General features: G+C 70.1%; 20 protein-coding genes. 11 read left to right on the top strand and 9 right to left on the bottom strand.

Annotation, left to right across the window (positions count from 1 at the left end):
• The first annotated feature begins 169 nt into the window (after positions 1-169).
• Positions 170-745 (top strand): NADPH-dependent FMN reductase, encoded by a 576-nt coding sequence (locus tag M3T53_RS05395; protein ID WP_272433456.1) that lies wholly within the window; start codon positions 170-172, stop codon positions 743-745.
• A gap of 39 nt (positions 746-784) precedes the next feature.
• On the opposite strand, the gene M3T53_RS05390 is transcribed toward M3T53_RS05395, so the two are convergent.
• From M3T53_RS05390 to glpA, 7 genes are all read right to left on the bottom strand, one after another.
• On the bottom strand, positions 785-1,573 hold the full coding sequence (locus M3T53_RS05390) for an MBL fold metallo-hydrolase (RefSeq protein WP_272433454.1): 789 nt from the start codon (positions 1,571-1,573) through the stop codon (positions 785-787).
• A complete protein-coding gene (locus M3T53_RS05385) occupies positions 1,570-2,580 on the bottom strand; it encodes a nitronate monooxygenase (RefSeq protein ID WP_272433453.1) in 1,011 nt (336 codons plus the stop codon). The genes M3T53_RS05390 and M3T53_RS05385 overlap by 4 nt, the downstream gene beginning before the upstream one ends.
• Before the next feature lie 66 nt (positions 2,581-2,646).
• The gene (locus M3T53_RS05380; RefSeq protein WP_272433452.1) at positions 2,647-3,393 is read right to left on the bottom strand and encodes an SDR family oxidoreductase; all 747 of its coding nucleotides are present in this window, start codon (positions 3,391-3,393) and stop codon (positions 2,647-2,649) included.
• Complete coding sequence (locus tag M3T53_RS05375) at positions 3,386-4,369, bottom strand: DUF4349 domain-containing protein (protein ID WP_272433451.1); 984 nt, start codon at positions 4,367-4,369, stop codon at positions 3,386-3,388. The genes M3T53_RS05380 and M3T53_RS05375 overlap by 8 nt, the downstream gene beginning before the upstream one ends.
• A 145-nt stretch (positions 4,370-4,514) precedes the next feature.
• Positions 4,515-5,765: an anaerobic glycerol-3-phosphate dehydrogenase subunit C gene (locus M3T53_RS05370; RefSeq protein ID WP_272433450.1), complete on the bottom strand. Its 1,251-nt coding sequence runs from the start codon at positions 5,763-5,765 to the stop codon at positions 4,515-4,517.
• Positions 5,762-7,015, bottom strand: coding sequence for a glycerol-3-phosphate dehydrogenase subunit GlpB (gene glpB / locus M3T53_RS05365; protein ID WP_272433449.1), 1,254 nt, complete (start codon positions 7,013-7,015; stop codon positions 5,762-5,764). The genes M3T53_RS05370 and glpB overlap by 4 nt, the downstream gene beginning before the upstream one ends.
• Positions 7,012-8,598 (bottom strand): anaerobic glycerol-3-phosphate dehydrogenase subunit GlpA, encoded by a 1,587-nt coding sequence (gene glpA / locus M3T53_RS05360; protein WP_272433448.1) that lies wholly within the window; start codon positions 8,596-8,598, stop codon positions 7,012-7,014. The genes glpB and glpA overlap by 4 nt, the downstream gene beginning before the upstream one ends.
• Positions 8,599-8,855: 257 nt before the next feature.
• Here glpA and M3T53_RS05355 point away from each other — a divergent pair, with 257 nt between their 5' ends.
• The 5 genes from M3T53_RS05355 to M3T53_RS05335 all read left to right on the top strand — a co-directional run bounded on the left by M3T53_RS05355 (position 8,856) and on the right by M3T53_RS05335 (position 15,496).
• On the top strand, positions 8,856-10,904 hold the full coding sequence (locus tag M3T53_RS05355; protein WP_272433447.1) for a M13 family metallopeptidase: 2,049 nt from the start codon (positions 8,856-8,858) through the stop codon (positions 10,902-10,904).
• A 130-nt stretch (positions 10,905-11,034) separates the two neighbouring features.
• The gene (pepN, locus tag M3T53_RS05350; RefSeq protein ID WP_272433446.1) at positions 11,035-13,593 is read left to right on the top strand and encodes an aminopeptidase N; all 2,559 of its coding nucleotides are present in this window, start codon (positions 11,035-11,037) and stop codon (positions 13,591-13,593) included.
• Between the two features lie 271 nt (positions 13,594-13,864).
• Positions 13,865-14,194, top strand: a complete 330-nt coding sequence (locus M3T53_RS05345; protein ID WP_272433445.1) for an ArsR/SmtB family transcription factor — start codon at positions 13,865-13,867, stop codon at positions 14,192-14,194.
• Positions 14,191-14,487, top strand: coding sequence for a hypothetical protein (locus tag M3T53_RS05340; RefSeq protein WP_272433444.1), 297 nt, complete (start codon positions 14,191-14,193; stop codon positions 14,485-14,487). The genes M3T53_RS05345 and M3T53_RS05340 overlap by 4 nt, the downstream gene beginning before the upstream one ends.
• A gap of 235 nt (positions 14,488-14,722) precedes the next feature.
• Entirely contained in the window at positions 14,723-15,496 is a 774-nt protein-coding gene (locus M3T53_RS05335; RefSeq protein ID WP_272433443.1) for a TetR/AcrR family transcriptional regulator, read from the top strand.
• Between the two features lie 41 nt (positions 15,497-15,537).
• Here M3T53_RS05335 and M3T53_RS05330 read toward each other — a convergent pair whose 3' ends face one another.
• The gene (locus tag M3T53_RS05330; RefSeq protein WP_272433442.1) at positions 15,538-16,539 is read right to left on the bottom strand and encodes a LacI family DNA-binding transcriptional regulator; all 1,002 of its coding nucleotides are present in this window, start codon (positions 16,537-16,539) and stop codon (positions 15,538-15,540) included.
• A gap of 470 nt (positions 16,540-17,009) precedes the next feature.
• Between M3T53_RS05330 and M3T53_RS05325 the strand changes: the two genes are divergently transcribed.
• Genes M3T53_RS05325 through M3T53_RS05315 form a run of 3 tightly spaced genes read left to right on the top strand, consistent with a single transcriptional unit; the run spans position 17,010 to position 22,025 of the window.
• Positions 17,010-20,087 carry a glycoside hydrolase family 2 TIM barrel-domain containing protein gene (locus M3T53_RS05325; protein ID WP_272433441.1) on the top strand — a complete coding sequence of 1,026 codons (3,078 nt, stop codon included), beginning with the start codon at positions 17,010-17,012 and terminating at the stop codon, positions 20,085-20,087.
• The gene (locus tag M3T53_RS05320; RefSeq protein WP_272433440.1) at positions 20,084-20,527 is read left to right on the top strand and encodes a hypothetical protein; all 444 of its coding nucleotides are present in this window, start codon (positions 20,084-20,086) and stop codon (positions 20,525-20,527) included. Before M3T53_RS05325 ends, M3T53_RS05320 begins: the two co-directional genes overlap by 4 nt.
• A gap of 22 nt (positions 20,528-20,549) precedes the next feature.
• Positions 20,550-22,025 carry an amino acid permease gene (locus M3T53_RS05315; RefSeq protein WP_272433439.1) on the top strand — a complete coding sequence of 492 codons (1,476 nt, stop codon included), beginning with the start codon at positions 20,550-20,552 and terminating at the stop codon, positions 22,023-22,025.
• A gap of 114 nt (positions 22,026-22,139) precedes the next feature.
• Here M3T53_RS05315 and M3T53_RS05310 read toward each other — a convergent pair whose 3' ends face one another.
• Positions 22,140-23,123: a polysaccharide deacetylase family protein gene (locus M3T53_RS05310; RefSeq protein WP_272433438.1), complete on the bottom strand. Its 984-nt coding sequence runs from the start codon at positions 23,121-23,123 to the stop codon at positions 22,140-22,142.
• Positions 23,124-23,261: 138 nt separating this feature from the next.
• On the opposite strand from M3T53_RS05310, the gene M3T53_RS05305 reads away from it, so the two are divergent.
• Both M3T53_RS05305 and M3T53_RS05300 read left to right on the top strand, forming a co-directional pair.
• A complete protein-coding gene (locus M3T53_RS05305) occupies positions 23,262-24,257 on the top strand; it encodes an asparaginase (RefSeq protein WP_272433437.1) in 996 nt (331 codons plus the stop codon).
• Between the two features lie 25 nt (positions 24,258-24,282).
• Complete coding sequence (locus tag M3T53_RS05300; protein WP_272433436.1) at positions 24,283-25,692, top strand: purine-cytosine permease family protein; 1,410 nt, start codon at positions 24,283-24,285, stop codon at positions 25,690-25,692.
• Positions 25,693-25,957 lie beyond the last annotated feature (265 nt).

Here is a 25,957-nt window from a genome sequence, read left to right as displayed (position 1 = left end):
ACAGGGTCGCTCAACCACTAGATCTAGTGTCGGCGACGAAGTGGTACTTTAAGTGAGGCGGAACGAACTTCACTATTCGACATGCCGAAGAATCGTTGTTCCGTTCGCACCCGACGCCCACTAGAGCCCGCGCGCGCCCGCGGCACGACCACACGAGGAGGGACCTCCCATGACCCGCAGAATCGGCATCATCATCGGCAGCCTGCGGCGAGACGCGATCTCGAAGAGGATCGCCCGCGCCCTGACCGGCCTGTGGCCCCAGGGCTGCGAGCCCGTCGTCATCCCCATCGACTCCCTGCCCCTGTACAGCTTCGACTACGACGACCCGAACATGGCCGACGTTCCCGTTCCCGACGCCTACGTCGAGTTCCGCCAGGCGGTCCGGGCGTGCGACGGCATCGTCTTCATCACCCCCGAGAACAATCGGACGATCCCCGCGTGCCTGAAGAACGCGATCGACGTCGGCTCCAAGCCGAACTCGGACGTGGCCTGGACATCGCTGCCGTGCACGGTCATCAGTCATTCCGTCGGCAGGATCGGCGGCTACAGCGCCCACAAGAACCTGCTCCTGGCCCTGTCCTATTTCGACATGCCGATGCTCGGCCAGCCGGAGGTCTTCCTCTCCTCCTCGCCGTCCCTCTTCGAGGGCGATGAGGATGCGTTCGTCGCGACGACCCGCGACTTCCTCGCCCGACGCCTGGAGGCCTTCGTCGGACTCGTCGAGTCCCGCTCCCCGCAGCGCTGACGCGGCGCCGGTGCGCCGGCACCCGACCGGCGCACCGGGTCAGCGGGCGGCGGACGACCAGCGCCCGTGCGGCGCCATATCGAGGACGTTGAGGATGCCGGCGTCCCGGAACGCCCTGATCGTCGCCCCCGGCCCGTCGACGAAATGCGCCCAGCCGGTCTGATGGACCACGACGACATGCGGGGCCTCGAGGAGCTGGGCGGCCGCCGAGGCGCGCTCGGACGACAAGGACAGCGGCCTCCCCGAGAATTTGCCGGGCACCGTTGCGCGACCGGCGTGGACGACCGCATGATCGAAAGATCCGAAGCGGTCCCTGATCCTCCCGACGTGCGCCATCGACGTGTTGTCGCCCGACACGTAGATCCTCTCCCGTCCGGCCTCGATGACGAAGCCGGTGACCTCGCAGTTGACCCACCCTCGCGCATCCAGCTCCCCATCGGCCGGCCCGTGCGTCGCCGGCACCGCGGTCACGCGCACCCCTCGTCCGACATCGACCCCCTCCCAGGGGGAGAGCCCCCTGGCAGCGCCTCCCAGTGCCCGAGCCGACCCCGGATTCGTGACGATGAGGGGCGCGGCCAGTGCGAAATCGCGTCCCGATGCGTCGAGGTTGTCCGCGTGGTCGGCGTGGGAGACGAGGACGGCATCGGCGTCGGCGACCTCAGCGGGGTCGATGGCCGGCCCCTCCGTCTTGAGCAGCGCCCCGTAGTCGCCCGGCCCGTCGAACGTCGGGTCGGTGACGAGGCGCAGACCGGCGACGTCGATGACGACGGTGGGACCTCCGACGACGAGGAACGCCGTCGACTGATGGCGCGGTTGCACGACTCTCATGCGAGGAGCCCTTCGATGATCGAGGAAACGGGACCGCGGGGCGCCGATTTCCACTCCGTTCCCGCCCACAGCGAGATCTTCTCGGCGTCTCCCGCGGCACAAGCCGCGCCGCGCAGGGGCGCAGTCACCTGGTTGACCGCTGGATACGAAGCGGGGGCGGCATCGGAGTGCTCATCGATGAAGTCGTTATCGAGACCGCGCGCCCATCGACCCGAGAAGGCGCGGGTCACGACCGTCCTCGTGAAGCGGGGGTCCCGCAGCGCCGTGCGGATCACCGGATGGGTTCCGGCCTCGTCTGCGTCGAGGAAGGCGGTGCCCAGCTGAACGGCGGGCACCCGTCGGATCCACCGGTCCACATCCTGCGCTGAGGTGATCCCCCCGGTGGGGATCAGCGGCAGGTCGATGCGCGCGGCCACGGCCGCGACGAGTTCCTCAAGAGGCTGGGAGGGAGGATCCGCCAGGGCGTCGAAAACGGCCCGATGTCCTCCGGCACCGGGTCCCTGGACGACGAGCGCCCCCACTCCGGCTTCAGCCGCCTGAGACGCCTCCTCAGCGGAGGTGACGGTCGCGATCGTCAGCGTCCCCCGTCGGACGAAGGCCGTGACAATGTCGGCGGGCGGGCATCCGAAGGTGAAGGAGACCGCGGGGACGTCGAGGCCGAGCAGCATCTCGACCTTGGCCTCCCATCCGTCGTCATCGGGATGGGGGTCCGGCAGGTCGACGCCGAGTTCCTCGGCCATCGGCTCGAGGCGCCGACGGTAGGCGCGGGCTGCCTCCAGGTCGGCGCCACGAGGATCCGGGACGAAGAGGTTCACGCCGAAAAGATCGACCCCCGACTCGCGGATCCGCTCGACCTGCTGGGCGACATCGTCGGGACTGCGGTATCCGGCGGCGAGGAAACCCAGCCCCCCGGCGCGGGCGACTGCGGCGGCCAGCCCCGGTGTCGAGGAGCCGCCGGCCATGGGGGCGGCGATGATCGGGATCCTCAGATCGGCCAGGGTCAGCATAGAGGGCCTTCCGTAGGATGCGCCGGCTCTCACCGGGACGCTGTTATCGCAACGTGCGGACGGCGGTCAGTCCTCGCGGGCGACGAGCGTGTTCGTCGCCTGGGCGACGGGGCGTACGATCATCGAATCGATGTTGACGTGGCGGGGGCGCGTGAGTGTCCAGATGATCGCGTCGGCGACATCCCGGGCGACGAGGGGCTCGGCGACGCCCTCGTACACCTTGTCGGCGGCCTCCTGGGAGCCGAGCCGGTTGAGGGAGAACTCCGGGGTTTTGACCATGCCCGGGGCGATCTCGATGATCCGCACCGGCTCCCCGACGAGTTCTTGGCGCAGCGTGTTCGCGATGATCCTCTCGGCGTGCTTGGCGGCCACGTAGCCGCCGCCCCCGGGGTACGTGTCGTGACCGGCCGTCGATGTGAGGAAGACGAGGTCGCCGCCGCGCTCGCGCATCCCCGGCAGGAGGGCGCGGGTGCAGTTGAGGGCGGTGAGGACGTTGCGCTCGTACATCGCCGACCACACGGCGGGGTCGGCCTCGGCGACCTGGTCGACGCCGATCGCTCCCCCGGCGTTGTTGACGAGGGCGTCGACGGGGCCGTCGGCGAGGATCGACCGGGTCATCTCCTCGACCGCCTCCGCGTCGCGCAGGTCGCACGCCCGATAGTCGCATCCGGTGCGCTCGGCGAGGGCCTTGAGCCTGTCCTCGCGCCTGGCCACGGCGACGACCTCCCATCCGAGGGCGCGCAGCCCCTCGACGGTGGCCTCGCCGATCCCGGTCGAGGCTCCGGTGACGACTGCTCTCCTGGTCTCACTCATGGCCGTGGCCTCCTCGTCCGTCCGCTGGGGGTTCGTCGTCTCGAAGTGTATCCGCGCTCGGGGACGTCGGCGGGGCGGCCATCGGGGACGCGGCCGAGGGCGGCGGGGGGACCGCCCCGGGCCCGCCGGACGTGCCCCGGCGCCGGCGCCTCCTCCACAGCCAGCCGGCGAGGAGCGCCAGCGGGACGAGGACGAGCATCCACGGGGCGAGCATGATGAGCATGTAGGCGATGAGTCCGAGCCCCTCGACGAAGGCCCTCCACGAGCGCTGCCAGGACGAGGGGGAGGCGACGTCGGCCGACGCCGCGGAGCTGAGGGTCACGTCGAGCGTCGAGTAGGCGACCCGATCGGCGTACCAGGCGCGCTGGGCGTTGAGCGCGTCGAGCTCGCTCTGGCGGCTCGTCAGCTCGCGCTCGGCCTCGATGAGGTCGGCGGTCGTCTGCGCGTCGGACATGAGTCCGCTCAGTCGGTCGATCGAGGTCGTCAGGGCCGCGATGCGCGCGTCGATGTCGGCGATCTGGGCGCCGGCGTCCTCGTTGGTCGTCGTCTGCTCGACGACGACGCCGAGGCCGGAGATCTGCTCGACCGCCTCCTCGTAGGAGTCGGAGGGGATGCGCAGGGTCGCCGTCGCACGGATTCGGTCGCCGTGATCGACGAGGTCCGTCGTCGAGGCCTGCCCCCCGTGCTCGGCGGCGATCGCCGTCGCCTCGTCGAGCGCGCTCTTCGGATCGTCGACGCTCAGCCGCATCGACCCGGAGACGATGATCTGCGGCTGGACCGACACCTCGGGGCCGATCGGCTCCTCGTCGAAGGCCCATTCGGACGCGGGGGCGGGGCCCGAGCCGACCGCCGGCATGGCGTCGCGGGCTGCCGACGAGTCGGCCCCCGACGAGGAGCATCCGCTCGTCCCGCCCGCCGCCAAGCCGAGGACGAGCGCCAGGCCGGCTGCTCGCGCGATCGTCGTGCACGTTGTCATGGGCCACCTCCGAGATGCCGTCGATGGCTCGATCGTGCCAGGAACGGGCGCGAGGCGGGACGACATCCCGTATTCCGTCCCCGAATCGCAACCCCTCCCCCGTCGTCCGCTCCGGTCGGGCGGCCCGATCGGGAGCGCCGACCGGTCAGCGCAGGCCGTAGGCCTTGTGGACGAGCCAGATCGGGTGGACGACGTTGGCCCCGGTGGCGGTGCGCAACTGCCAGCGGCACGTCTCCGTGTCGCAGGCGGCGAGCTCGACGTTCACCTGGGTGATGAAGTCGAAGACGGGCTTGCCGACGGCCTGCGCGATGTCGTACTTCTCCTTCTTCATCCCGTAGGTGCCGGCGATGCCGCAGCACGGCTGGTCGGATTCCTCGACCCGGACGCCGGGGATCAGCTCCATGAGCTCGACGGCGGGCATCCCCAATCCCTGGCTCTTGAGCTGGCAGGGGGCGTGGTAGGGGATCGTCACGTCGATGCGCTGGAAGTCGAGGTCGAGTTCGCCCCGGTCGTGCAGGTGCATGAGGAACTCGCAGATGTCCCACATCCGCGAGCCGACGTCCTCGAGCTCGGGGGTGTCCATCTCGAGGATCTCCTTGGCCTCGTGGCGCAGCATCCCCGCGCACGACCCGGACGAGGAGATGATCGGCGCCTCCCGGTTGGCCTTGCGCAGGTCGTTCGTCAGCTTCGACACGTACGCGCGGGACTCGTCGTACAGGCCGTTGGACTGCAGTGCCAGGCCGCAGCAGCCGTGCTTGGGGACGAGGACCTCGTACCCGAGGTGCTCGAGGACCTGGACGGAGTGGATCGAGGTCTCGACCTCGAAGTACTGGCCGGCGCATCCGTGGAAGAAGATCACCTGCCCCTTCGTGCCCGAGCCGGGCAGCGGCGTGTGCTTGGCGAACCACCCCTCGAAGGTGCGGCCGGCGGCCCGGGGCATGGGGGCGGCCCGGTGGACGCCGATGATCTTCTCCATGGCCAGGCGTATCGGCTTGACGTCGAGCGCCCAGTTGGCGATGGGGGCGACCGGCGTCATGACGGTCCCGATGAAGCCGGTGCGGCCGATGAGCTGGTCGCGCCAGGGGACGCCCTTCGCCTTCTTCATGTCGGTGCGGGCGTGGTGGATCATCTCGGTGACCTTGACCCCCTGGGGGCACACGAGGGAGCAGGTGCCGCACGAGGAGCAGTAGTCGATGGACTTGTCGACGATCGCCCCGTCCTTGCGGTAGCGCTCGGCCTGGGGGCCGGAGTACTTGGGTCCGGGGAACAGGTCGGTGACGCGCATGACGGGGCACTGGGTCTCGCAGATCGTGCACTTGACGCAGGCGTCGAGGCTCGCCCGCAGGCCGTGCTCCTCGCTGGTCAGGTCGAGGACGGACGAGTGGTCGATGGTCATGCGATCCTCCCGAGGATGTCGTCGGCCGCGCGGAGGGCGGAGGCCAGGGCGATGCCCTCCCCCGACTTCTCGCGCCAGCGGGTGGAGCCGGTGAGGTTGGCGCCGGCGGCGTAGACGTTGGCGTAGACGGGGGCCCCGGCGGCGTCGACGGGGCGCATGGCGCGGTCGACGGCCAGTCCGGCGAGGAACAGGGGTTGTTCGGCGCCCCAGAAGTCGCCGTGGAGCAGCTGCCCCTGCGCGCCGAGGACCGGCAGCCCGAGGATCGTGTCGGAGACGGTCCCGTGGGAGTCCATGTCGAGGGCCCCGGATTCGAATCCTCCTCCCGCCAGGACGACGGTGGCGGTCTCGATCGTCGTGGTGCGCCCGGCGGTGGAGATGTCGACGGAGACGATTCTCCCGTCGCGCGAGGAGAAGCCGGCGACGGCCGAGCCGAGGATGAATCGGCAGTCCTTCTTGACGAGGGCGGTGAGCGCCCGGTTGAGGCGCATCCCGGGGATCGAGGGGGGTTGGAGGGGGATCTCGAAGACCTCGTGGCCGAGGCGCCGGGCGATGTCCCTCCACGCGCCGGTGTCGTCGAGCCCGAGGACGCCGGGCAGGCCGACGATCTCCCCGTCGCGCAGGAGGGGGGCGAGGGCGTCGACGAGCCGTTGGCGCTGGGCGGGGTCGTCGAGGGCGCGCGCGTGATTGGTGCTCGTCGTGTCGGCCTCTCCGGGGCGGATCTCCAGGTCGAGGCTCAGGGCGCGGGCCCGGATCGGCGCTGCGTCGGGCCCCTGCTGCATCGAGAGGTTCTCGGCGACGAGCGCGGGGTAGAAGTCCTTGAGGCGCTCCAGCCCGACGATCGCGTAGTCGCGTCCGGCGGCGGGGATGCCGGCGGCCATCGACGGCTGGTAGACGGCGGTGGGGCGCAGGGCGCCGACGGCGGTGGGCAGCAGGACGTTGCGGGCGGGGTCGCCGACGAGCAGATCGGGGCCGAGGAGGTCGGCGATCCACGAGGCGGCCGCCGCGATCTCCTCGGGGGAGAAGTGCGCGTAGGGGTGGGTGGGCCGGGAGGCGACGTGGTCCCCGATGGCGTCGAGGGGGTGCTCGATGCGCCGGTCGCCGCTGTATCCGAGGATGTCGATGGTGCCCTGTCCGAGTTGGAGGCCGCCGATCCCCTTCGTCACGAGGGTGACGCGGGCTCCTCCTCGGGCGAGCCTGATGGCTGCGGCGAGGCCGGCGAGGCCGGCTCCGATGACGACGGCGTCTCTCATCGGACGACCTCCTGTGCGGGGACGGGCAGGTGCTCGACGTCGAGGGTCCCTTCGTGGATCCAGTTGTCGAGGGCCGCTTGACGGGCCTGTTTGCCGTAGAGGATGGGCCACAGGCCGATCCAGCGGTTCTTGAGGAAGAGACGCAGGAGGGAGTTGGCCCGGGCGGAGTCGATGTCGCCGCGCTCGTGGGCGATGCCGGTGGCGCGCTGGGAGCAGAAGCCCCCCTGGCAGGGGCCCATGCCCAGGCGGATCTGGCGGCGCACGTCGTCGAGTTGGGCGCCCGGCAGGGCGTCCATGACGTCTTCGAGCATCTGGCGGGTGACGAGCTCGCATTCGCAGACGACCTGTTGGCGGCTGGGGGCGTCGTTGCCGTGCTCGAGCTCGTCGAGGCGGTGCCCGATGGTGTAGAGCCTGCGGTCCTCGGCGGCGGGGACGGCCTCGTCGGCGGTGCGGCAGGGGCGGCGGTCCCCCATGTCGTCGCACATGATGTCGACGATGCGCTCGGCCATGAGCCGGTAGGTCGTCAGTTTGCCCCCGGCGATGGTCAGCATCCCGGTGACGCCGTCGCGGCTGCGGTGGTCGATGACGCTCATGCCGCGGGCCATGTGGCGGGTGTCGGCCTCGGAGACGCGGGAGTCCTTGACGAGGGGGCGGGCGCCGGCCCAGGCGTGGAGGGGGCGGGCGTTGCGGAACCCGGGGATCATCGCCTCGCCCGCGTCGAGCATCTGCTGGACCTGGTCGGCGGGGATCGACAGAGTGTCGGGGTCCTCCGCCTTGATGTCGGTGGTGCCGATGATGCACACGGGGTGGTCGGGGACGAGGATGTCGCCGTCGGCGGGCCAGATGCACCGGTTGATGACCGTGTTGGACAGGCGGTGGTTCATCGCGATCATGATGCCGGCGCCGGGGACGACGTCGACGCCGTGGCAGTCGGCCATGGCGGCGATCTGCCCGGCCCAGGGGCCGCCGCAGTTGAGGACGAACGCGCATTCGATGCGCAGGTCGTCCCCTCCGCGCTCGTCGTGGACGAGGACCGAGCTGATGCGGTCGCCGTCGCGTTCGATGCTGGTGACGCGGTGGTAGGTGAGGATGGTGGCGCCGTAGGCCTGGGCCGAGCGGATCGCCCCCCAGCACATCTGCCAGCCGTCGACGGTCCCGTCGTCGACCTCGAAGGCGCGCTTGATGCGCGGGTCGAGGCGGGGCTCTCGGGCGAGGGCCTGGGAGACGGTGATCTCGTGGGCGGGGACCTTGGCGGCGGCGGCTCGGTGGAGGAACTGGTCGGCGTAGTCCTCGTCGTCGTCGGCGGTGACGACGAAGAGCCCGCCGGTGGCCTCGACGGCGTTGGCGTTGATGCGCTTGACGATCTCGTTCTCCTGGGCGCACTCGGTGGCGGATTCGGGGTCCGAGGCGATGTAGCGCCCGCCGGAGTGGAGGAGGCCGTGGAAGCGCCCGGAGGTGCCCTGAGCGATGTCGGCCCGGTCGACGAGGACGGCCCGGTAGCCGCGCATGGCGACGTCTCGGACGACGCCCGCACCGGTGGACCCCCCGCCGATGACGACGACGTCGGTGCGGATGGTTTTCACAGCACGCTCCCTTCGCTCGGGTTCGGGCCCGCGGCCCCTTCGCCGATGCCATAGTGCCTCTGCGCAACAAGAATGATCGAATCGTTCACGCTGACAGAACAAACGTGCACCTGCTCTGCCGACCGACTCGACATGTTCACGTTTTCGGCGCCCCCATGCGGAAAAGTCCAGGAATATCATCATGTGCACATGACGAAAAACGGGGTCTGCATCACCCCCGGCGCCACCCGCCGATCGCGCCGCCTAGAGTGGGGCGCATGACCGACACCCTCCTCGCCCACGTCTACGAGACCTCCAGCGCCGACTCCGCGACGCGCCCCCAGGACGACTTCTACCGTCACGCCAACGGCGCCTGGATCGACGCGCACGAGATCCCCGCGGACCGGCCCATCGACGGGGCCTTCCACGCCCTGCGCGACCTGTCCCAGGACCGCGAGCGCGCCATCGCCGAGGACGCGGTCGCCGGCCGCCTCGACGACGAGGACGCCCGGATCATCGCCGTCCTGTACTCGCAGTTCATGGACGAGGACGCCATCGAGGCGCTCGGCGCCTCCCCGCTGCTCCCCGACCTCGACGCCATCGACGCCGCCCCCGACGCCGCCGCGCTCGCCGCCGTGTCGGGCCGGCTCATGCGCGAGGGCGTCGGCGGCGTGTTCGGCGCCTACGTCGGCACCGACCCGCACGACTCGACCCGCCACATGGTGTCGATCGTCCAGTCGGGCATCGGGCTGCCCGACGAGGCCTACTACCGCGAGGAGCAGTACGCCCCGATCCGCGACGCCTACGTCGCCCACGTCGCCCGCCTCCTCGACCTGGCCGGGGCCGCCGACCCGGACGGCGCCGAGGCGACCGCCCGACGGATCATGGACCTCGAGACCCGCATCGCCTCGCACCACCGCGACGCGGTCGCCAACCGCGATCCCCTCGCCTGCGACAACCCCACGGCGTGGACCGACCTCGTCGCCGACCACCCCGGATTCGACTGGGGCGCCTGGGCCCGGGAGATCCGCCTGCCCGTCGTCCCCGGCCTCGTCGTCAACATCGACCAGCCGGACTTCCTTCAGGCCGCCTGCCGACTGTGGTCGGACGCGGATCTGGCCGATCTCAAGGCGTGGATGAGGGCCGCCCTCATCGATGCCCGCGCCTCCCTCCTATCGAGCGAGTTCGTCGAGGAGAACTTCGACTTCCACGGCCGCGCCCTCGCCGGCACGCAGGAACTGCGCCCCCGGTGGAAGCGCGCCCTCGGCCTCGTCGATTCCGTCGCCGGGGAGTCCGTCGGGCGCATCTGGGTCGCCCGCCACTTCCCCCCGGCCGCCAAAGAGCGCATGGACGCCCTCGTCTCCCGCCTCCTCGACGCCTACGCCGCGTCCATCAAGGGCCTCGACTGGATGGGCGAGGAGACGCGCTCTCGGGCCCTGGGCAAGCTCGCGACCTTCAACCCGAAGATCGGCTACCCGAAGAAGTGGGAGCCCCTCGACGGGCTGGAGGTCGGCGCCGACCGGACGCTCGTCGAGAACCTGCGCGCGGCCTGCGCCTTCAGCACCGACCGCGAATGGCGCAAGCTCGCACGCGAAGTCGACCGCGACGAGTGGCTGATGACCCCCCAGACGGTTAACGCCTACTACAACCCGACGCTCAACGAGATCGTCTTCCCCGCGGCGATCCTCCAGCCCCCGTTCTTCGACCCCGAGGCCGACGACGCGGTGAACTTCGGCGCCATCGGGGCCGTCATCGGCCATGAGATCGGCCACGGGTTCGACGACCAGGGGTCGCGCTTCGACGCCGAGGGGAACCTCGAGAACTGGTGGGACGACGAGGACCGGGCCCGCTTCGAGGAGCGCACCCGCGCCCTCATCGACCAGTACGGCGCCCTGACCCCCGCCGACCTCGTCGGGGCCGACGCCGAGGGCGAGCCCCTGCCAGCCGACTCCGACGAGCCCCCCGCCGAGCACCTCGTCAACGGGGCGCTGACGATCGGCGAGAACATCGGCGACCTCGGCGGGCTCGCCATCGCGTGGAAGGCGTGGGCCGCGGCCCTGGCCGAGGAGGGGCTGACCCCCGACACGGCCCCCGTCATCGACGGGCTCACCGGGCCCCAGCGCTTCTTCTACTCGTGGGCGCGGATCTGGCGGACCGCCTCGCGCCCGCGCTTCGCCGTGCAGATGCTCGCCATCGACCCCCATTCCCCCGCCGAGTTCCGGTGCAATCAGGTCCTCAAGAACCTCGACGCCTTCCACGAGGCCTTCGCGGTTCGCCCCGGCGATGGGATGTGGATGGACCCCGCCGAGCGCATCGCCATCTGGTAGGGCCCGTCCGGCGCGCCCGCATTCGGCGCGCGAACAGCGAGAACATGAGAAGATCACCTCGACAGCGGCCGACGGCGCCCCTCGCGGGCGCGCGGTCGCCCCATCCTGTCGACGACACGAAAGGCATCCCATGCCGGGCTTGAATCTGACGCGCGACGAGGCCTGCGCCCGCGCGGACGTCATCACCTCCGTCATCAGCTACGACATCGACCTCGATCTGACGCGCGGCGACACCGATTTCGGCTCGCGCACGCGCATCGAGTTCGAGGCGGTCGAGGGGGCCTCGACCTTCGCCGATCTCGTGTCCTCCAACATCCGCTCGATCCGCCTCAACGACCGCGGCCTCGATCCGATCATCCACCAGGACTCCCGCATCCCCCTCGACGACCTGGCCCCCCGCAACGTCCTCGAGGTCGAGGCGGACTGCCAGTACATGCACACGGGCGAGGGCCTCCACCGCTTCGTCGACCCCGCGGACTCGCGGGCCTACTGCTACTCGCAGTTCGAGGTGCCCGACGCCCGCCGGGTCTACACGACGTTCGAGCAGCCCGACCTCAAATCCGTCTTCACGCTGACCGTCACCGTGCCGGCCGGGTGGACGGTGTTCTCCAACGCCCCGACGCCCGAGCCCGAGACCGCCGGCGACGCGTGGGTCTACCGCTTCGCCCAGACCGAGCGCATGTCGACGTACATCACGGCGATCGTCGCCGGCCCCTACGAGGGGGTCACCGGCTCGCTCGTCTCCTCCGACGGGCGCACGATCGACCTGGGCGTGTACTGCCGCGCCTCGATCGTCGAGCACCTCGACGCCGAGGAGATCCTCGACATCACCCGCAAGGGGTTCTCCTTCTTCGAGGCCCAGTACGGCATCGCCTACCCGTTCACGAAGTACGATCAGATCTTCGTCCCCGAGTACAACGCGGGCGCGATGGAGAACGCGGGCTGCGTGACCTTCCGCGACGCCTACGTGTTCCGCACCCGCCCGACTCACGCCCAGCTCGAATCGCGGGCGAACACGATCCTCCACGAGCTCGCGCACATGTGGTTCGGCGACCTGGTGACGATGAAGTGGTGGAACGACCTGTGGCTCAACGAGTCCTTCGCCGAGTTCATGAGCCACCTGGCCCTGGCCGAGGGCACCCAGTTCACCGAGGGGTGGACGGGCTTCATGGTCCGCAAGGACTGGGGCCTCAAGCAGGACCAGCTGCCGACGACCCACCCGATCACCGCCGAGATCCGGGATCTGGCGGATGTGGAGGTCAACTTCGACGGGATCACCTACGCCAAGGGCGCCTCGGTTCTGCGCCAGCTCGTGTCCTACGTCGGGCGCGAGGCGTTCTTCCAGGGGCTGCACGAGTACCTGACGGCGCACTCCTACGCGAACGCGACGCTGGCGGATCTGCTCGGGGAGCTGGAGAAGGCCTCGGGCCGGGATCTCGCGGCGTGGTCGAGGGTGTGGTTGGAGGAGGCCGGGGTCACGCTCCTGCGCCCGCAGATCGAGGTCGACGAGGACGGGGCGCTGCGATCGCTGGCGGTCGTCCAGGAGGCGTTCTCCCCGGGCGCGAGCCTGCGCCCGCACCGATTGGCGGTCGCCGGCTACTCGGCCGGCGAGGACGGGTCCGTGTCCCGGGTGTTCGTCGAGGAGCTCGACGTCGAGGGGGAGCGCACCGAGGTCGCGTCGGCCGCGGGTCTTCCCCGCCCCGACATGATCCTCATCAACGAGGGGGATCTGGCGTACGCGAAAGTCCGCATGGACGAGCAGTCGTTGGCGTTCGCGACGGCGAACATCACGAAGATCGCGGATTCCCTGACGCGCGGGATCATCATGGCGTCGGCGTGGGACATGACGCGCGACGCGCAGATGCCGGCGCGCGCCTACTTGGATCTGGCTCTCGCCTCGGTGCCGGTCGAGACGAATATGCAGCTGCTGACGCTGACGCTGCGCCACATCGACGAGACGGTGCGGACCTTCGTCGCCCCCGAGGCGCGGGCGGCCGCCCAGGAGGCGGTGGGCCGTCGCCTCATGCTCCTGGCCCGCACTGCCGCGGCCGGCTCGGACTCCCAGAGGATGCTCGTGGAAGCGGCGGCGCGCAACGCGTCCTCGCCGGCGCAGTTCGAGGCGCTGCGGGGCCTGTACTCGGGAGAGGAGACCCTTGAGGGGCTCGATCTGGACGTCGACGTCAAGTGGACGCTGCTCATCGCCCTGGTCCGCGGAGGCCTGGCCGACGAGGAGGCGATCGCGGCGATGGAGGCCGAGGACGACACGATGACGGGGCATCAGAACGCGGCGTGCGCGCGGGCGGCCCTGGATTCGGACGAGGTCCGCGAGAGCGTGTGGGAGCTGGTCGTGCGGGATCAGTCGATCCCCAACGACACCCGGTGGGCGATGATCTCGGGCTTCTGGTCCCATGCGCGCACCGCTCCGCGGTCTTATGCGCGTTTCGCCGAGGACTACTTCGCGTCGCTCGAGCGGGTGTGGGCGGAGAACACCTTCCACACGGCCGAGGACATGACGGTCCTGCTGTTCCCGTCGGATCTGGCCGGGTATGTGGACGGGGTGGATCCGGCGCAGATGGGCCGGGAGTGGATCGAGGCCCACCCGCAGGCTTCGGCGGGCACGGTGCGGATCATCCGCGAGCAGATCGCGGTATGCGAGCGGCAGGTGGCCAACCAGCGCGCCGACGTGTGAGTCGAGCGCGCACGGGCGCACGCGTGCGGGCCCGTCCGATCGGGGCCTCGTCCCGGTCGGCGGGCCCGTCGCCGTCTCCCAGGGGTGGCGGATGCCGGTGGGTCGGCGCTCGCATTCGCCCGGTGGGACCGGCTTTGCCCGTGTGGGACAGGGGGCGGGGCGCGGCTGCGCGCCGTGCCGAGGATTCGCGGGTCGATGAGAGTGGTTCTCGTCCCCGTTCCCAATAAATCAAAGTATTGCAATATCCTTATATCTCTCGTAGGCTGAGGCCATGACATCACCGGACGTGCATCGCGAGGTCGCCGAGTTCTTCAAGGCACTGGGCAACGAATCGCGCCTGCGCCTCGTCCAGGCCCTCATCGACTCCGACCGCACCGTCAGCGAACTCGTCGAGATCACCGGGATGTCGCAGCCGCTGGTGTCCCAGCACCTCAAAGTGCTCCGCCAGATCCATCTGATCGCCAGTACCAGAACGGGACAGACGGTCACCTACTCGCTCGACGACCATCACGTCGCACACGTCGTCGGCGACGCGTTCACCCATATCACCGACGCCCTGGCGGACCCCCGCCACAGCCACGACACACAGGAGACATCATGACCGAGCAGGACATCCACGCCGAGCACACCGTCGCCGAGCACGCGCACGGCGAGGGCTGCGGCCACGAAGCCGTTCAGCACGGCGACCACATCGACTACGTCCACGGCACCCACCATCACGCGCTGCACGGGGACCACTACGACGAGCACGAGGCCGTCGCCGAGCACACCGTCGCCGAGCACGCGCACGGCGAGGGCTGCGGCCACGAAGCCGTTCAGCACGGCGACCACGTCGACTACCTGCACGACGGGCACCGCCACGCCGTCCACGGGGAGCACTACGACGAGCACTGAGCGACTCCGCGCTCTCGCCGACGGGCTCCGCCGGTCGGCGAGGGCGTGAAGCCGGGAGCCGACCGCGGATGACGGGTCCCCGATCCGAATCGCGGTCGGCTCATTCGCGCCCGCGTGCGCGCCGAGCGCATCCGCGCGGATCCTCGGGCCAGGATCCCATCGGCGGCGGATACACCAACGCATCCATCAGGTGTCGGCTCCTCGTGCGCCCCTGATCTCGATTACCCTCGGGTGGATGCCGACCACACCAAGGGGGGACATGGCTCCCGAGAACACCGCCGCAGCCGCATCCGACGACGCCCGCCGACCCGAGCCGTCGCAACGGCGCCAGGCCGTTGCGAGGATCTCGGCCGCGCCCGCCACGCCCCGCCGGGCCCAGACCCAGCGCCTCCTCCTCGATGCGGGCCGCGAGCTCTTCGTCTCCCAGGGGATCCTCGGCACGAGCATCGGCGACCTGTGCGCCCGAGCGGGATTCACCCGCGGCGCCTTCTACTCGAATTTCACCGACAAGGACCATTTCGTCCAGGTGCTCGCCGCCGATCACTGGGAGAGGGTTATCGAAGCCGCCGAATCGGCTCTCGACGCGGCGTCGCAGGACGCCGGCGCCCTCGGTTCCGAGGACGAAGCCCTCGAGGGCCTGTCGCGCCTGTGGGGCCTTTTCGAGGAGTCCCTGCCGCTGACGCGCGACTTCTACCTCCTGATCTCCGAGTTCGACCTCTACGCCGCCCGATTGGAGGGCGAGGCCTCGACACGGCTGCGCAGGGGGATGGACTCCCTCAAGAGCCGTGTGACGCTCCTGCTCGATCGCGAGCTCCATCGGCTGGGGCGGCGCTGCCTCCTACCCCTGGAGGATCTGACCGCCGCGATCATGGGGATCGCCGACCAGTCCATGCTCGACGGGCTGTCCTGCGACGACGGCGACCTGGCCGGGCTCCTCGAACGAACGCTGCCCCTGGTCCTCGTGCGGCTCTCCACCCCGATCGGCCCCGATCCCGTCGCCGAGGACTGACGGGGGACCGGTCCGAGAGACCGACCCGGGCGGACGAGGCGTCAGGCGGTGTCGCGAACGCGCAGTTCGGTGGGAAGGACGATCGTCCGGGGTTCCCCGCCGGCGACCATCTCGCGAGCGAGGCGGCACGCGGTCCTCCCCTGGAGGTGCATCGGCTGAGCGATGGTCGTCAGCCGAGGGGCCTGTTCGACGGCGACGGGGTGGTCGTCGTATCCGATGACGGCGACGTCCCCGGGGACGTCGAGCCCCTCGGCCCTGAGGACCGACATCGCGCCGCGGGCGATCCGATCCGATCCCGCCAGGAGGGCGTCGAAATCAACCCCGGCGTCAAGGAGCTCGCGCATCGCGAGCGCCCCGGCGGCCTCGGACCAGCCTCCCCAGCGGATCCGGCTCCCGTCGAGATCGGGATAGGCCTGGCGGTATCCCGACAGGCGGTCGACGGCGGCCGGCTGATCGGGCACGCCGAGGATCGCGACGGGGCGGCGCGCGCCGCGCCGGACCAGGTGCTCGGCGGCGTCCGCGGCGCCGAGGCGGTCGTCGGAGTAGACCAGGGAGAAGCGCCGCATCCGCTCGGGGTCGTCGTCCTGCCCGCAGAGGACGACGGGGACGCGATGGTCGATGAGCTCGTCGAGGAGTCCGGAGTCGACCCATGGCGACAGGTGGACGACCGCGTCGACGCTCTGGTTGAGGACGAGGCGCAGGGCCTTGCGCTGCTCGGCGCGGGTCGCGGTGGGCAGGAGGACGGGGACGGTCTCCGTCCCGCTCAACTCGTCGGCGATCCCCTGGAGGATCCGGGAGAAGGTCGGATCGGCGAAGAACACGTCGAGGGGCTCGGACACGACGACGGCGATCGCGTCGGCTCGTCCGGTGGCCAACGAGCGAGCCCGGGCGGAGGCCGTGTAGTCGAGGTCGTCGACGGCGCGGCGCACGGCGCGGGCCGTTCGCTCCGACACGGGGTAGGTCCCCGAGAGGACGCGCGAGACCGTGGCCTTGGAGACGCCCGCGCGCGCGGCAACATCGCTGATCGTCGTCCGCCTGCTCATGTCGTGTGGCTCTACTCCTGCGCTCGCACCGGTATCGGCCTCCATTGTCCCTCATGCGCGCAGATTCGACGGCACCGCCCCCGGGCGGCTCGAACGACGCGGTGCCGACTCCCCGGGCGAGGCGATTCGGCCGATGCGAGGACGCCCGCGCCGGCGAGCCCGCCCCTTGCCCCGACACGTGTCGATTCGGCGGCACCGCGCCGGCGGATCGGCGTGTGCGCTGCGGCGGTCCTCGCCCGAGAGCTCGACTCGTACTCACCGGGCCCGATCCCTCGGTTCCGCTTCCCGGGCAGTTCGCAGGAGAAGAGTCCGCGGCCCCTGCGGCGCCCGTGCCGCCCGTCTCGCGCGACGTGGACTCGGCGGCGCGCCTCCTCCCTCTTGACAACCGGTTTCTATCACGTGAAGATGGGACGCCTCATAATAGAGACCGGTTTCTACCGGAGTGATTGTCACCGACGACAAGGACCGCCATGACCGCCCACCCGTGGGAGAACCCCGCCGCCCTCCACCGGGGAAGACTGCGCGCGCACGCTCACTTCACCCCCTACCCCACCCTGGCCGAGGCCCTCGACGGCCTCGACTCGGAAGGACTCATCCCCAGCCGCGAGCGCACCAGCGGCTACCTCGACCTGTCCGGGACCTGGCGATTCCGCCTCTACGACAGCCCGCTGCGCGTCCCCCCGGGCGTCCGGTGCGCCCCGATGCCCGACAGCGACACCGTCACCATCCCCCACCTGTGGCAGATGGACGGCCACGGTCGCCTCCAATACACCGACGAGGGCTACCCCTTCCCCATCGACCCGCCCCTCGTCCCCTCGCAGAACCCCACCGGCGTCTACCAGAAGGACGTCGTCATCGACTCCCTCGACGCCGATCACCGGTGGATCCTCCGCTTCGACGGCGTCGAATCCTACGCCGAGGTCTTCGTCAACGGCTCCCCCATCGGCTTCACCAAGGGATCGCGCCTGGGCAGCGAGTTCGACGTGACCGACGCCCTCGTCGAAGGGGACAACCTGCTGACCGTCGTCGTGTGCCAGTACTGCGACGGGACCTACATCGAGGACCAGGACATGTGGTGGGCCTCCGGGATCTTCCGCGAGGTCGGCCTCCTGCGCCGCCCGGCCGCCCGCATCGAGGACTTCTTCATCCGCACGCGCCTCGACGACTCCGGAGCCGCCCGCATCGACCTCGACGTCCGCGTCGCCGGCATCGCCCGGGCGGACGTGTCCTGGGCGATCCTCGACCACCGGCGCGGCCGCCGCGAGATCGCCTCCGGAACGATCCCCGTCGACCCCCAGGGCCGCGGGAGCATCACCGGACTCGTCGACGACGTCGACTGGTGGAATCCCGAGAGCCCCGCGCTCTACACGCTCGCCCTGGGAATCGGCGGCCTCGACGACCCGGCGACCGACGAAGTCGTCGCCCAGCCGATCGGCTTTCGCGACATCCGCATCGAGAACGGCCGCCTGCTGCTCAACGGCCGCTACTTCGTCATGCACGGCGTCAACCGCCACGACCACGACCCCGACGCGGGCAGGGCGATCCCCATGGACGCCGTCGCCCGCGACCTCGAGTTGATGAAGGACCACAACATCAACGCGGTGCGCACCGCCCACTACCCCAACGACCCCCGCTTCTACACGATGTGCGACCGCATCGGCCTCATGGTCGTCGCCGAGACCGACCTCGAGAGCCACGGCTTCGCCACCGTCGGCGACCTGTCGAGGATCACCGACGACCCCGCCTGGCAGGACGCGTACGTCGACAGGATCGAACGGCACGTCCTCGCCCAGCGCAACCACCCGTCGATCATCATGTGGTCGCTCGGCAACGAATCGGGCTTCGGCTGCAACATCCGAGCGATGTACGGGGCCTGCAAGGCGCTCGACCCGATCCGCCCCGTCCACTACGAGGAGGACCGTCATGCGCAGGTCGTCGACGTCGTCTCGACGATGTACTCGCGGGTCTCCCAGATGAACGACTTCGGCGAGCACCCCCACCCCAAGCCCCGGATCATCTGCGAGTACGGGCACGCGATGGGCAACGGCCCCGGCGGCCTGAGCGAGTACCAGGAGGTCTTCGACCGCTGGGACTCGATCCAGGGCCACTTCGTGTGGGAGTGGATCGACCACGCCGTGCGGGTCGTGGACGCCGACGGAGTCGAGTCCTACCGCTACGGCGGGGACTTCGGCGACGAGCCGAACAACGGCAACTTCTGCATCGACGGCCTCGTCTTCCCCTGGCGCGAGCCCAGCCCCGGGCTCGCCGAGTACGCCGCGGTCATCGCCCCCGTCCGCCTGGAACTGCGCGACCGGCTGCTAACGGTCGCCTCCAGCCAGTGGTTCGAGCCCCTGCGGGGCCTCGCCCTGCGACTCGACGTCAGCGCCGACGGGCGCCCCCTGGCCGAGCGCGTCATCGACTGCCCCGAGCTGGGCCCCGGCTGCTCCGAGGACCTCGACGTCCACGACCTCATCGACGAGGCCGAACGCAGCGCCCGCCAGACCGGCGCCGACGGGACACGCCGGCTGACGGCCCGCGTCGTCAGGACCGCGCCGACGCCCTACTCCCCCATCGGCCGCGTCGTCGCCCATGACCAGTTCCCCCTCGGCTCCCCGGTCCCCCACGCGCCGGCGCCGTCGGGACCATCGGCCGGCGCCGACGGGGCGTGCGCCGTTCACGAGGACGCGTCCGCCCAGGCCCTCGTCATCGAGGCCGGACCCGCCGTCTTCTCCTTCGACCTCGTCGACGGCTCCCTCACCGGCATCGAGCGCGACGGGCGCCCCCTCCTGGCCCGCGCCCCCCGCCTGTCCTTCTGGCACGCGATCATCGACAACCACCGGCAGGAGGCCGATGAGCTGTGGCTGCCGCGCCTGCTCCACCTGTGCCAGGAGGCCACGCGAGGCGTCTCCTGGACCCGCGAGGACGGCGCCGTCCTCGTCGACGTGTCCTCGACCATCGCCCCGCCCACCCAGGACTTCGGGATGCGCTGCCGCTACCGGTGGCGGATCTCCCCCGACGGCCGGGCGCACCTGAGGATCTCAGGACTCCCCTACGGCGACTACGACGACATCATCCCCCGCATCGGGGTGCGCCTGGCCGTGCCCGGCGGCCTCGACCGGATCGAGTACCTCGGGCGCGGGCCCGGGGAGAACTACCCCGACTCGGCGCGCGCGAACCTCATCGGCGTCCACCGCAGCCGCGTCCGCGACCTGGTCACCCCCTACGTCGTCCCCCAGGACATGGGCAACCGCGGAGACGTCGAATGGGCCGAGTTGACCGGCGACGACGGGTACGGGCTGCGCGTCGAGGCCGCGCAACGGCCGCTCAACGTCCGCGCCCTGCCGTACTCGGACGCCCAGCTCGACGCCGCCCGCCACCTCGACGAGCTCGCCCCCGAGGACCTCATCGAGGTCAACATCGACCCCGAGCTGCTCGGACTGGGATCGAACTCGTGGGGGTCGGAGGTCCTCGACTCCTACCGCGTGCGGTGGAGGGCCTTCGACCACCGCCTCACCCTGTCCACCGTCGCCCCCGGAGGCCGATCATGAGGATCTTCACCACCCTCGATGAGGCCCGCGCCCACCTGGCGGGCGAGAAGAAATGGGACCGCGCCTTCGAGGCGATCGACGCGTCCGCCCGGCTGCCCCACGGCATCGCCTACTCGGTGGGCGACTCCCTGACCTGGCGAGGCGTCGGCCCCGAATGCGCCGAGGAGTCGCTGACAGCCTCGAGGCGCTACCTGCGCGTCGTCTACTGCGCGACCGGGTCCATCGAGGTGCGCATCAGCGACGACTGGGCGCCCACCTGCCCCTACAGCGATCTGTCCGACCGGCAGGGGGCCGACGGCCCCGACCGGCCCATCCTCCTCGGCGCCGGCGCCCTCCTGCTCGTCGACATCCACGAGGCCACGCGGCTCGTGCCCGCCCCGGACTTCTCCGGCGCCCTCCTGCGGGTCACCGTCGAGGGCCGCAGTTTCCACAACAAGTAACACCCTCCCGAAGGACACCATCATGAGCGAGACAACCCGCGCGCGCGTGGGAACCTACGCGCTGCTGACGATGACGGTGGCAGCCGTCTTCAACTTCCGCAACGTCATCAACAACTCCGTGTCGATCGGCCTGGCCTCGGCTCCGGCCTTCCTGTTCGCCACGCTCCTGTACTTCCTGCCGTACACGCTGATCATCGCCGAGCTCGTCGCCCTCAACAAGGACTCCGAATCCGGCGACTACCGATGGGTCAAGACGTCGCTCGGCGGGCGCTGGGCCTTCCTGGGCGCCTTCTCCTACTGGTTCGTCAACCTCTTCTACTTCGCCTCCCTCCTGCCGATCATCCTCGTCTACTCGTCCTACGCCTTCTGGGGCGAGGAGAAGGTGTTCTCGCAGACGGCGATCACCGTCATCTCGATCGCGATCTTCGCCCTGGCGACATGGGTGTCGACTAAGGGCGCGACGTGGATCGGGAAGGTGACGAACGTGGGCGCCACCTTGATGATGGCGATGTCCCTGGCCTTCGTCGTCCTCACCGTCGGGGCGCTGGCCGGCGGCCTCGAGCCGGCGACGCCGATCACCGTGGGCGCGATGGCCCCCGACATGTCGTCCTTCGCGACGATGTGGGCCTTCTTCGGGACGCTCGCATGGATCATCCAGGGCGTGGGCGGGGCCGAGTCCGTCGGCGTGTACATCAACGACCTCAAGGGCGGCGTGACGACCTTCATCCGCACGATCATCTTCGCCGGCCTGCTCATCGGCCTGCTGTACGCGGTGGCCTCGTTGCTGATGACGGTGTTCGTCCCCGCCGGCGAATTGGAGTACTCGTCGGGCATCTTCCAGACGATGGGAGGCCTGGGAGCCTACCTGGGCCTGGACGCCGGGCTCGTCAACCGGGTCATCGGCTTCGTCATGCTCGCCGCGACCCTCGGCTCGCTCCTCATGTGGACGGCCACGCCGGTGAAGATCTTCTTCTCCGAGATCCCCTCGGGGGTCTTCGGGCCCAGGCTCGTCGAGCTCAACGACAAGGGGATCCCGTGGCGCGCCGCGTGGCTCCAGTTCCTCATCGTCGTCCCCATCCTCATCATCCCGGCCCTGGGATCGGACTCGATCAACGGCCTGCTGGAGATCGTCATTAACATGACGGCGGCCACCGCCTTGATCCCGCCGCTGTTCATCTACCTGGCGTACTTCTTCTTCCGCAAGAACTACGACTCGGTCCCCCGGTCGTTCCGGGTGGGCTCGCGCGCCTTCGGCATGTCGATGGCGGCGTTCATGATGGTGGTGTTCACCTTCGTGTTCATCACGGGCACGCTGCCCTACGGCCAGGAGGTCTGGCTGACGCTGGTCTACAACATCGGCGGCGTCGTCGTGTTCCTGGGCGGGGCGTGGATCGTCTACGCGCGTTACATCCGGCGACTGCGGGCCGAGGACCCCGCTGCGGCCGAGCGCGAGCTGACCGCGACGGCGGCCCGGATGACCGGCGATCGACCGCTGTGACGGGACCGGGGACGACGCGGGCCCGCGGGGTCCGGGCTCCGGATATGAGCGGCCGCCCGGGGGCATACGCCTCCGGGCGGCCGCTCGCGCCTCGATTGCTCGGGGCGCCGCGGGTCAGCGGTTGAGCCGCTCCTGGGCCGAGGCCGGCGCGGGGACCTGCTCGATAAACTTCTTGGCGATGGCCGAACGGGTCATGAAGACCGCGCCCTCCTGGGCCTGCGCGTAGCGGATGAACTCGGCGAGGCCGTTGATGCGGGCCGGGTTGCCGGTGATGCGCGGGTGGATGCCGATGGACATCATGCGGCCGCAGTCGTCGCCGTCGTCGAGGAGCTGGTCGAGGGTGCGCTTGGCGACCTCGACGAAGTCCGAGGGGGCGGCGAACCCGGTCCCCATGATGTACCGGCAGTCGTTGACGACGAGGGAGTAGGGCACGACGAGGTGGGGCTTGTCGCCGACGAAGGTCCAGAAGGGGAGGTCGTCGCCGTAGTAGTCGGAGTCGTACAGGAAGCGGCCGTCCTCGACGAGCAGCTCGCGGGTGTTGACCGACATCTCGCGGCAGTACCATCCCTCGGGTTGGCGGCCCAGGGTCTTCTGGAAGGAGTCCATCGCCAGGTCGATGAGTTCCTTCTCCTCCTCGCGCGAGTACTCGTAGTGGTCGATCCACCGGTACCCGTGCCCGACGATCTCGTCTCCGCGCTCGTTGATCTTGCGGGCGACCTCGGGGTTGCGCTCGAGGGCGACGGCGGCGCCGAAGACGGTGACGGGGACGTCGTAGCGGTCGAAGGTGCGGAACATCCTCCAGATGCCGGCGCGCGACCCGTACTCGTACATCGACTCCTTGGCGAGGTCGCGCTGGTCGTCGACCTCGAAGGGCAGCTCGTACATGCCGTCGTTGCACGCGTCGCCCATGGCGAAGGTCTTCTCGGAGCCCTCCTCGTAGTTGATGACGATGTTGATGGCGACCTTGGCGTCGTTGTCCCAGCGCACGCGCGGGGGCTTCTCGCCGTAGCCGATGATCTCCCGGTCGGGTCCGGGGACGCCGGGGATGTCGTCGTTGCGGTACCAGTGGTTCTTTCCAACCTGGGACTGATCGGTCATGGTTTCCTCTCTGCCGGGATGAGTTGCGTGTCGTGATGCCACTGTATTATGCGAGCGCTCACACAGCAGTTAAAATCCTGCCAGAGTTTCATTCAAGAACGCGCCAAGCGCGCATCAATTTTCGGAGGATTCTCGGATATGCGTCCACGCGTGGCCATCGGCACCACCGGCGGCACGATCTCCATGGCGGCCTCGAGCCCCGACGGGCCGGTGGCCGTCGCCGTCGAGGGCGAGCAGCTCGCCGCTCCCCTGTCGACGTGGCTCCCCGGCGTCGACATCGAGTCGACGACCCTCGCGCGGCTCGGCTCCCCCGAACTGACGATCGCCGACGTCGTGCGCGTCATCGGCTTCGCCCGTCGATCGGTCGACGAGGGCGCGCGCGGCGTCGTCATCGTCCAGGGGACCGACACCCTGGAGGAGGTCGCCTACCTCCTCGACCTCGTATGGGATCGCCCCGAGCCCCTGATCGTCACCGGCGCGATGCGCGCCAGCGACGACCCCGGAGCCGAGGGGATGGGCAATCTCGTCGCCGCGGTCCGAGTCGCCCTCGAACCGAGGATCCGATCGATGGGGGCGCTCGCGGTCCTCAACGACGAGGCGCACCTGGCGTCCCTCGTCACCAAGGTCGACGCGAACGCCCTGACCGCGTTCAAGTCGACGAGCTGGGGCCCCGTCGCCAAGGTCGTCGAAGGGGAGGTCGTCGTCGCCTACGCGCCGGTGGGCCGTCCCCGTCCCCTGCCGCTGCCCCCGCCCGACGCCCCGCGCATCCCGATCCTCATGGCCGGCCTCGACGACGATGGCGAGGCGATCCGGGCGATCTGCGCGTCCCGCCCGCGCGGCCTCGTCATCTCGGCGATGGGATCGGGCCACGTGCCCGTCGCCATGGCCGACGCCGCGGAGGAGGCGGTCGCCTCGGGCATCCCCGTCGTCTTCGCGTCGCGCACCGGCGCGGGCACGACGACCCGCAACTCGTACGGGTACCCGGGCTCAGAGGTCGACCTGCTGCGCCGGGGCCTCATCGGCGCCGGATGGCTTGATGCCCGCAAATCCCGACTCCTCCTGTCGGTCCTCGTCTCGACGAGGGCGACACGCGAGGAGATCGCCGACGAGTTCGCGCTGCGAGGGCGGCTCTGATCCCATCACACTGGAAGGAACCCCTATGAGTCATTCCCCCATCGACTCCCCCGCCCCGGTCGCGGAGGACCACGAGGAGTACATGCTCGAACCGGTGCCGCGCGCCGCCAGGCGCTCATGGTGGTCGATGTTCGCCATCTGGGTGGGCTTCGGCTACGTGCCGACCGGCTTGATCGTCGGCGGGCAGCTCGCCGGGCAGGGAGGGGCCGCCGGCATGCCCTTCGGGCAGGCGGTCGCGGCGATCCTCCTGGGCGAGGGGATCCTCCTGGCCCTGACTTTCGCCCTGGGGTACGCGGCGATGCGCACGGGCCTCAACCTGTCGTTGATCTCCCGATTCTCCTACGGGCGCACGGGCATCGTCCTGCCGATGCTCATCATGGCGATGCTGACGCTGGGCTGGTTCGCGTCGATCGTCGGCATGGTCGGCGACATCTTCGACGTCGCCGTCGGCGACCTGACGGGGATCACGGTCGTCAACGGGCTGACGCTGGAGTACGTCCTCCTGTGCCTGTTCTGGGGCGCGGTGTTCACGTGGTCGGCGTGGAAGGGCATCTCGGCGATCGAGAAGATCTCGGCGGCCGCGGCCCCCTTCGTCCTCGTCGTCGCCGTCGTCGTCGCCGTCCTCATGGTCGGCGAGTTCGGCGGCTTCGGCCGGGTCCTCGACGAGGCCGGGACCCGGGCGGGCCTGTCTCTGGGGTCGGCGATCACGGTGATCATCGGCGCGTGGATCGCGGGCGTCATCATGGGCGTCGACATCTTCCGGTACGCGAAGCGCTCGACGCACGTCCTCATCGGGGCGGGCGCCTGCTTCATCCTGACCAACCCGCTGCTCAACCTCATCGGCTACACGGGCTCGATCGCGACGGGCGATTCGAACTTCATCTCGTGGATGGTCGACAACGGACTGGTCCTGACGGTTCTGGGCGTGGCCCTGTGGGTCATCGCCCTGTGGACGACGAACATGTCGGAGCTGTACTGCAACGCCCTGTACCTGGGGCCGGCGGCCGAGGCGGTCGGCTGGAGGCTGCGCCGCGGCCGGATCGTCATCGTGGTGGGCGCGCTCGGCACCGTCCTGGGCGCGCTCGGCTTCTACTCCCTGTTCTTCGGCGATTTCATCACGATCCTGGGGGCGGCGTTCGTCCCGCTCGCCGGTCCGATCCTCGCGGACTTCTACGTCGTGCGCCCCGGCGAGTACGCGACGGCCGATCCGACGAGGCTGCCGGCGGTGCGTTGGCCCGCGGTCATCTCGTTCGTCGTCGGCGCGATCGCGGGCATCGCCTTCCAGTACCGGTTGCCGTTGCCGGGAGATTTCCCGGCGGGACTGGGGGCCCTGATCCTCACCTTCGTCCTGCACCTGGCGCTGTCGAAGCTCATGGAGGGGCGCCCCGAGCAGAAGCCGGTCGTCACCGAGGGCTACATGTCCCCGGCCGCCTGAGGCCGCTGCTCCCCGCGGAGCCATGACGGTGGGCCCGGCCGATTGGCCGGGCCCACCTCTTCGCCCCCGGGTCTTCCTCCCCATTCGCGGGCACGCCGACAAGGGGGCTCGGGTCCCTGAGGGCGATCCGAGTAGAGCGTCTCCCGCGAGCGCGCTGTCGGAATCGATCCGATCAGCGGTATTTTGCTCGGTTCGGCCTCGACGGAGAGCCGGACGGATGGGGCGCCAGGGGTCGGAGGGGATAGAACACCCACTGAGGCCCCCG

This window comes from Actinomyces sp. B33 (genome assembly GCF_028437565.1).
GTDB lineage: Bacteria > Actinomycetota > Actinomycetes > Actinomycetales > Actinomycetaceae > Pauljensenia.
Note: the sequence above shows the minus strand (reverse complement) of the source record. Positions and strands in the feature narration are given on the sequence as shown.

Coding starts and splice junctions, on each gene's coding strand:
- M3T53_RS05395 (WP_272433456.1), top strand. CDS start 170: ATGACCCGCAGAATCGGCATCATCATCGGCAGCCTGCGGCGAGACGCG.
- M3T53_RS05390 (WP_272433454.1), bottom strand. CDS start 1,573: ATGAGAGTCGTGCAACCGCGCCATCAGTCGACGGCGTTCCTCGTCGTC.
- M3T53_RS05385 (WP_272433453.1), bottom strand. CDS start 2,580: ATGCTGACCCTGGCCGATCTGAGGATCCCGATCATCGCCGCCCCCATG.
- M3T53_RS05380 (WP_272433452.1), bottom strand. CDS start 3,393: ATGAGTGAGACCAGGAGAGCAGTCGTCACCGGAGCCTCGACCGGGATC.
- M3T53_RS05375 (WP_272433451.1), bottom strand. CDS start 4,369: ATGACAACGTGCACGACGATCGCGCGAGCAGCCGGCCTGGCGCTCGTC.
- M3T53_RS05370 (WP_272433450.1), bottom strand. CDS start 5,765: ATGACCATCGACCACTCGTCCGTCCTCGACCTGACCAGCGAGGAGCAC.
- glpB (WP_272433449.1), bottom strand. CDS start 7,015: ATGAGAGACGCCGTCGTCATCGGAGCCGGCCTCGCCGGCCTCGCCGCA.
- M3T53_RS05355 (WP_272433447.1), top strand. CDS start 8,856: ATGACCGACACCCTCCTCGCCCACGTCTACGAGACCTCCAGCGCCGAC.
- pepN (WP_272433446.1), top strand. CDS start 11,035: ATGCCGGGCTTGAATCTGACGCGCGACGAGGCCTGCGCCCGCGCGGAC.
- M3T53_RS05345 (WP_272433445.1), top strand. CDS start 13,865: ATGACATCACCGGACGTGCATCGCGAGGTCGCCGAGTTCTTCAAGGCA.
- M3T53_RS05340 (WP_272433444.1), top strand. CDS start 14,191: ATGACCGAGCAGGACATCCACGCCGAGCACACCGTCGCCGAGCACGCG.
- M3T53_RS05335 (WP_272433443.1), top strand. CDS start 14,723: ATGCCGACCACACCAAGGGGGGACATGGCTCCCGAGAACACCGCCGCA.
- M3T53_RS05330 (WP_272433442.1), bottom strand. CDS start 16,539: ATGAGCAGGCGGACGACGATCAGCGATGTTGCCGCGCGCGCGGGCGTC.
- M3T53_RS05325 (WP_272433441.1), top strand. CDS start 17,010: ATGACCGCCCACCCGTGGGAGAACCCCGCCGCCCTCCACCGGGGAAGA.
- M3T53_RS05320 (WP_272433440.1), top strand. CDS start 20,084: ATGAGGATCTTCACCACCCTCGATGAGGCCCGCGCCCACCTGGCGGGC.
- M3T53_RS05315 (WP_272433439.1), top strand. CDS start 20,550: ATGAGCGAGACAACCCGCGCGCGCGTGGGAACCTACGCGCTGCTGACG.
- M3T53_RS05310 (WP_272433438.1), bottom strand. CDS start 23,123: ATGACCGATCAGTCCCAGGTTGGAAAGAACCACTGGTACCGCAACGAC.
- M3T53_RS05305 (WP_272433437.1), top strand. CDS start 23,262: ATGCGTCCACGCGTGGCCATCGGCACCACCGGCGGCACGATCTCCATG.
- M3T53_RS05300 (WP_272433436.1), top strand. CDS start 24,283: ATGAGTCATTCCCCCATCGACTCCCCCGCCCCGGTCGCGGAGGACCAC.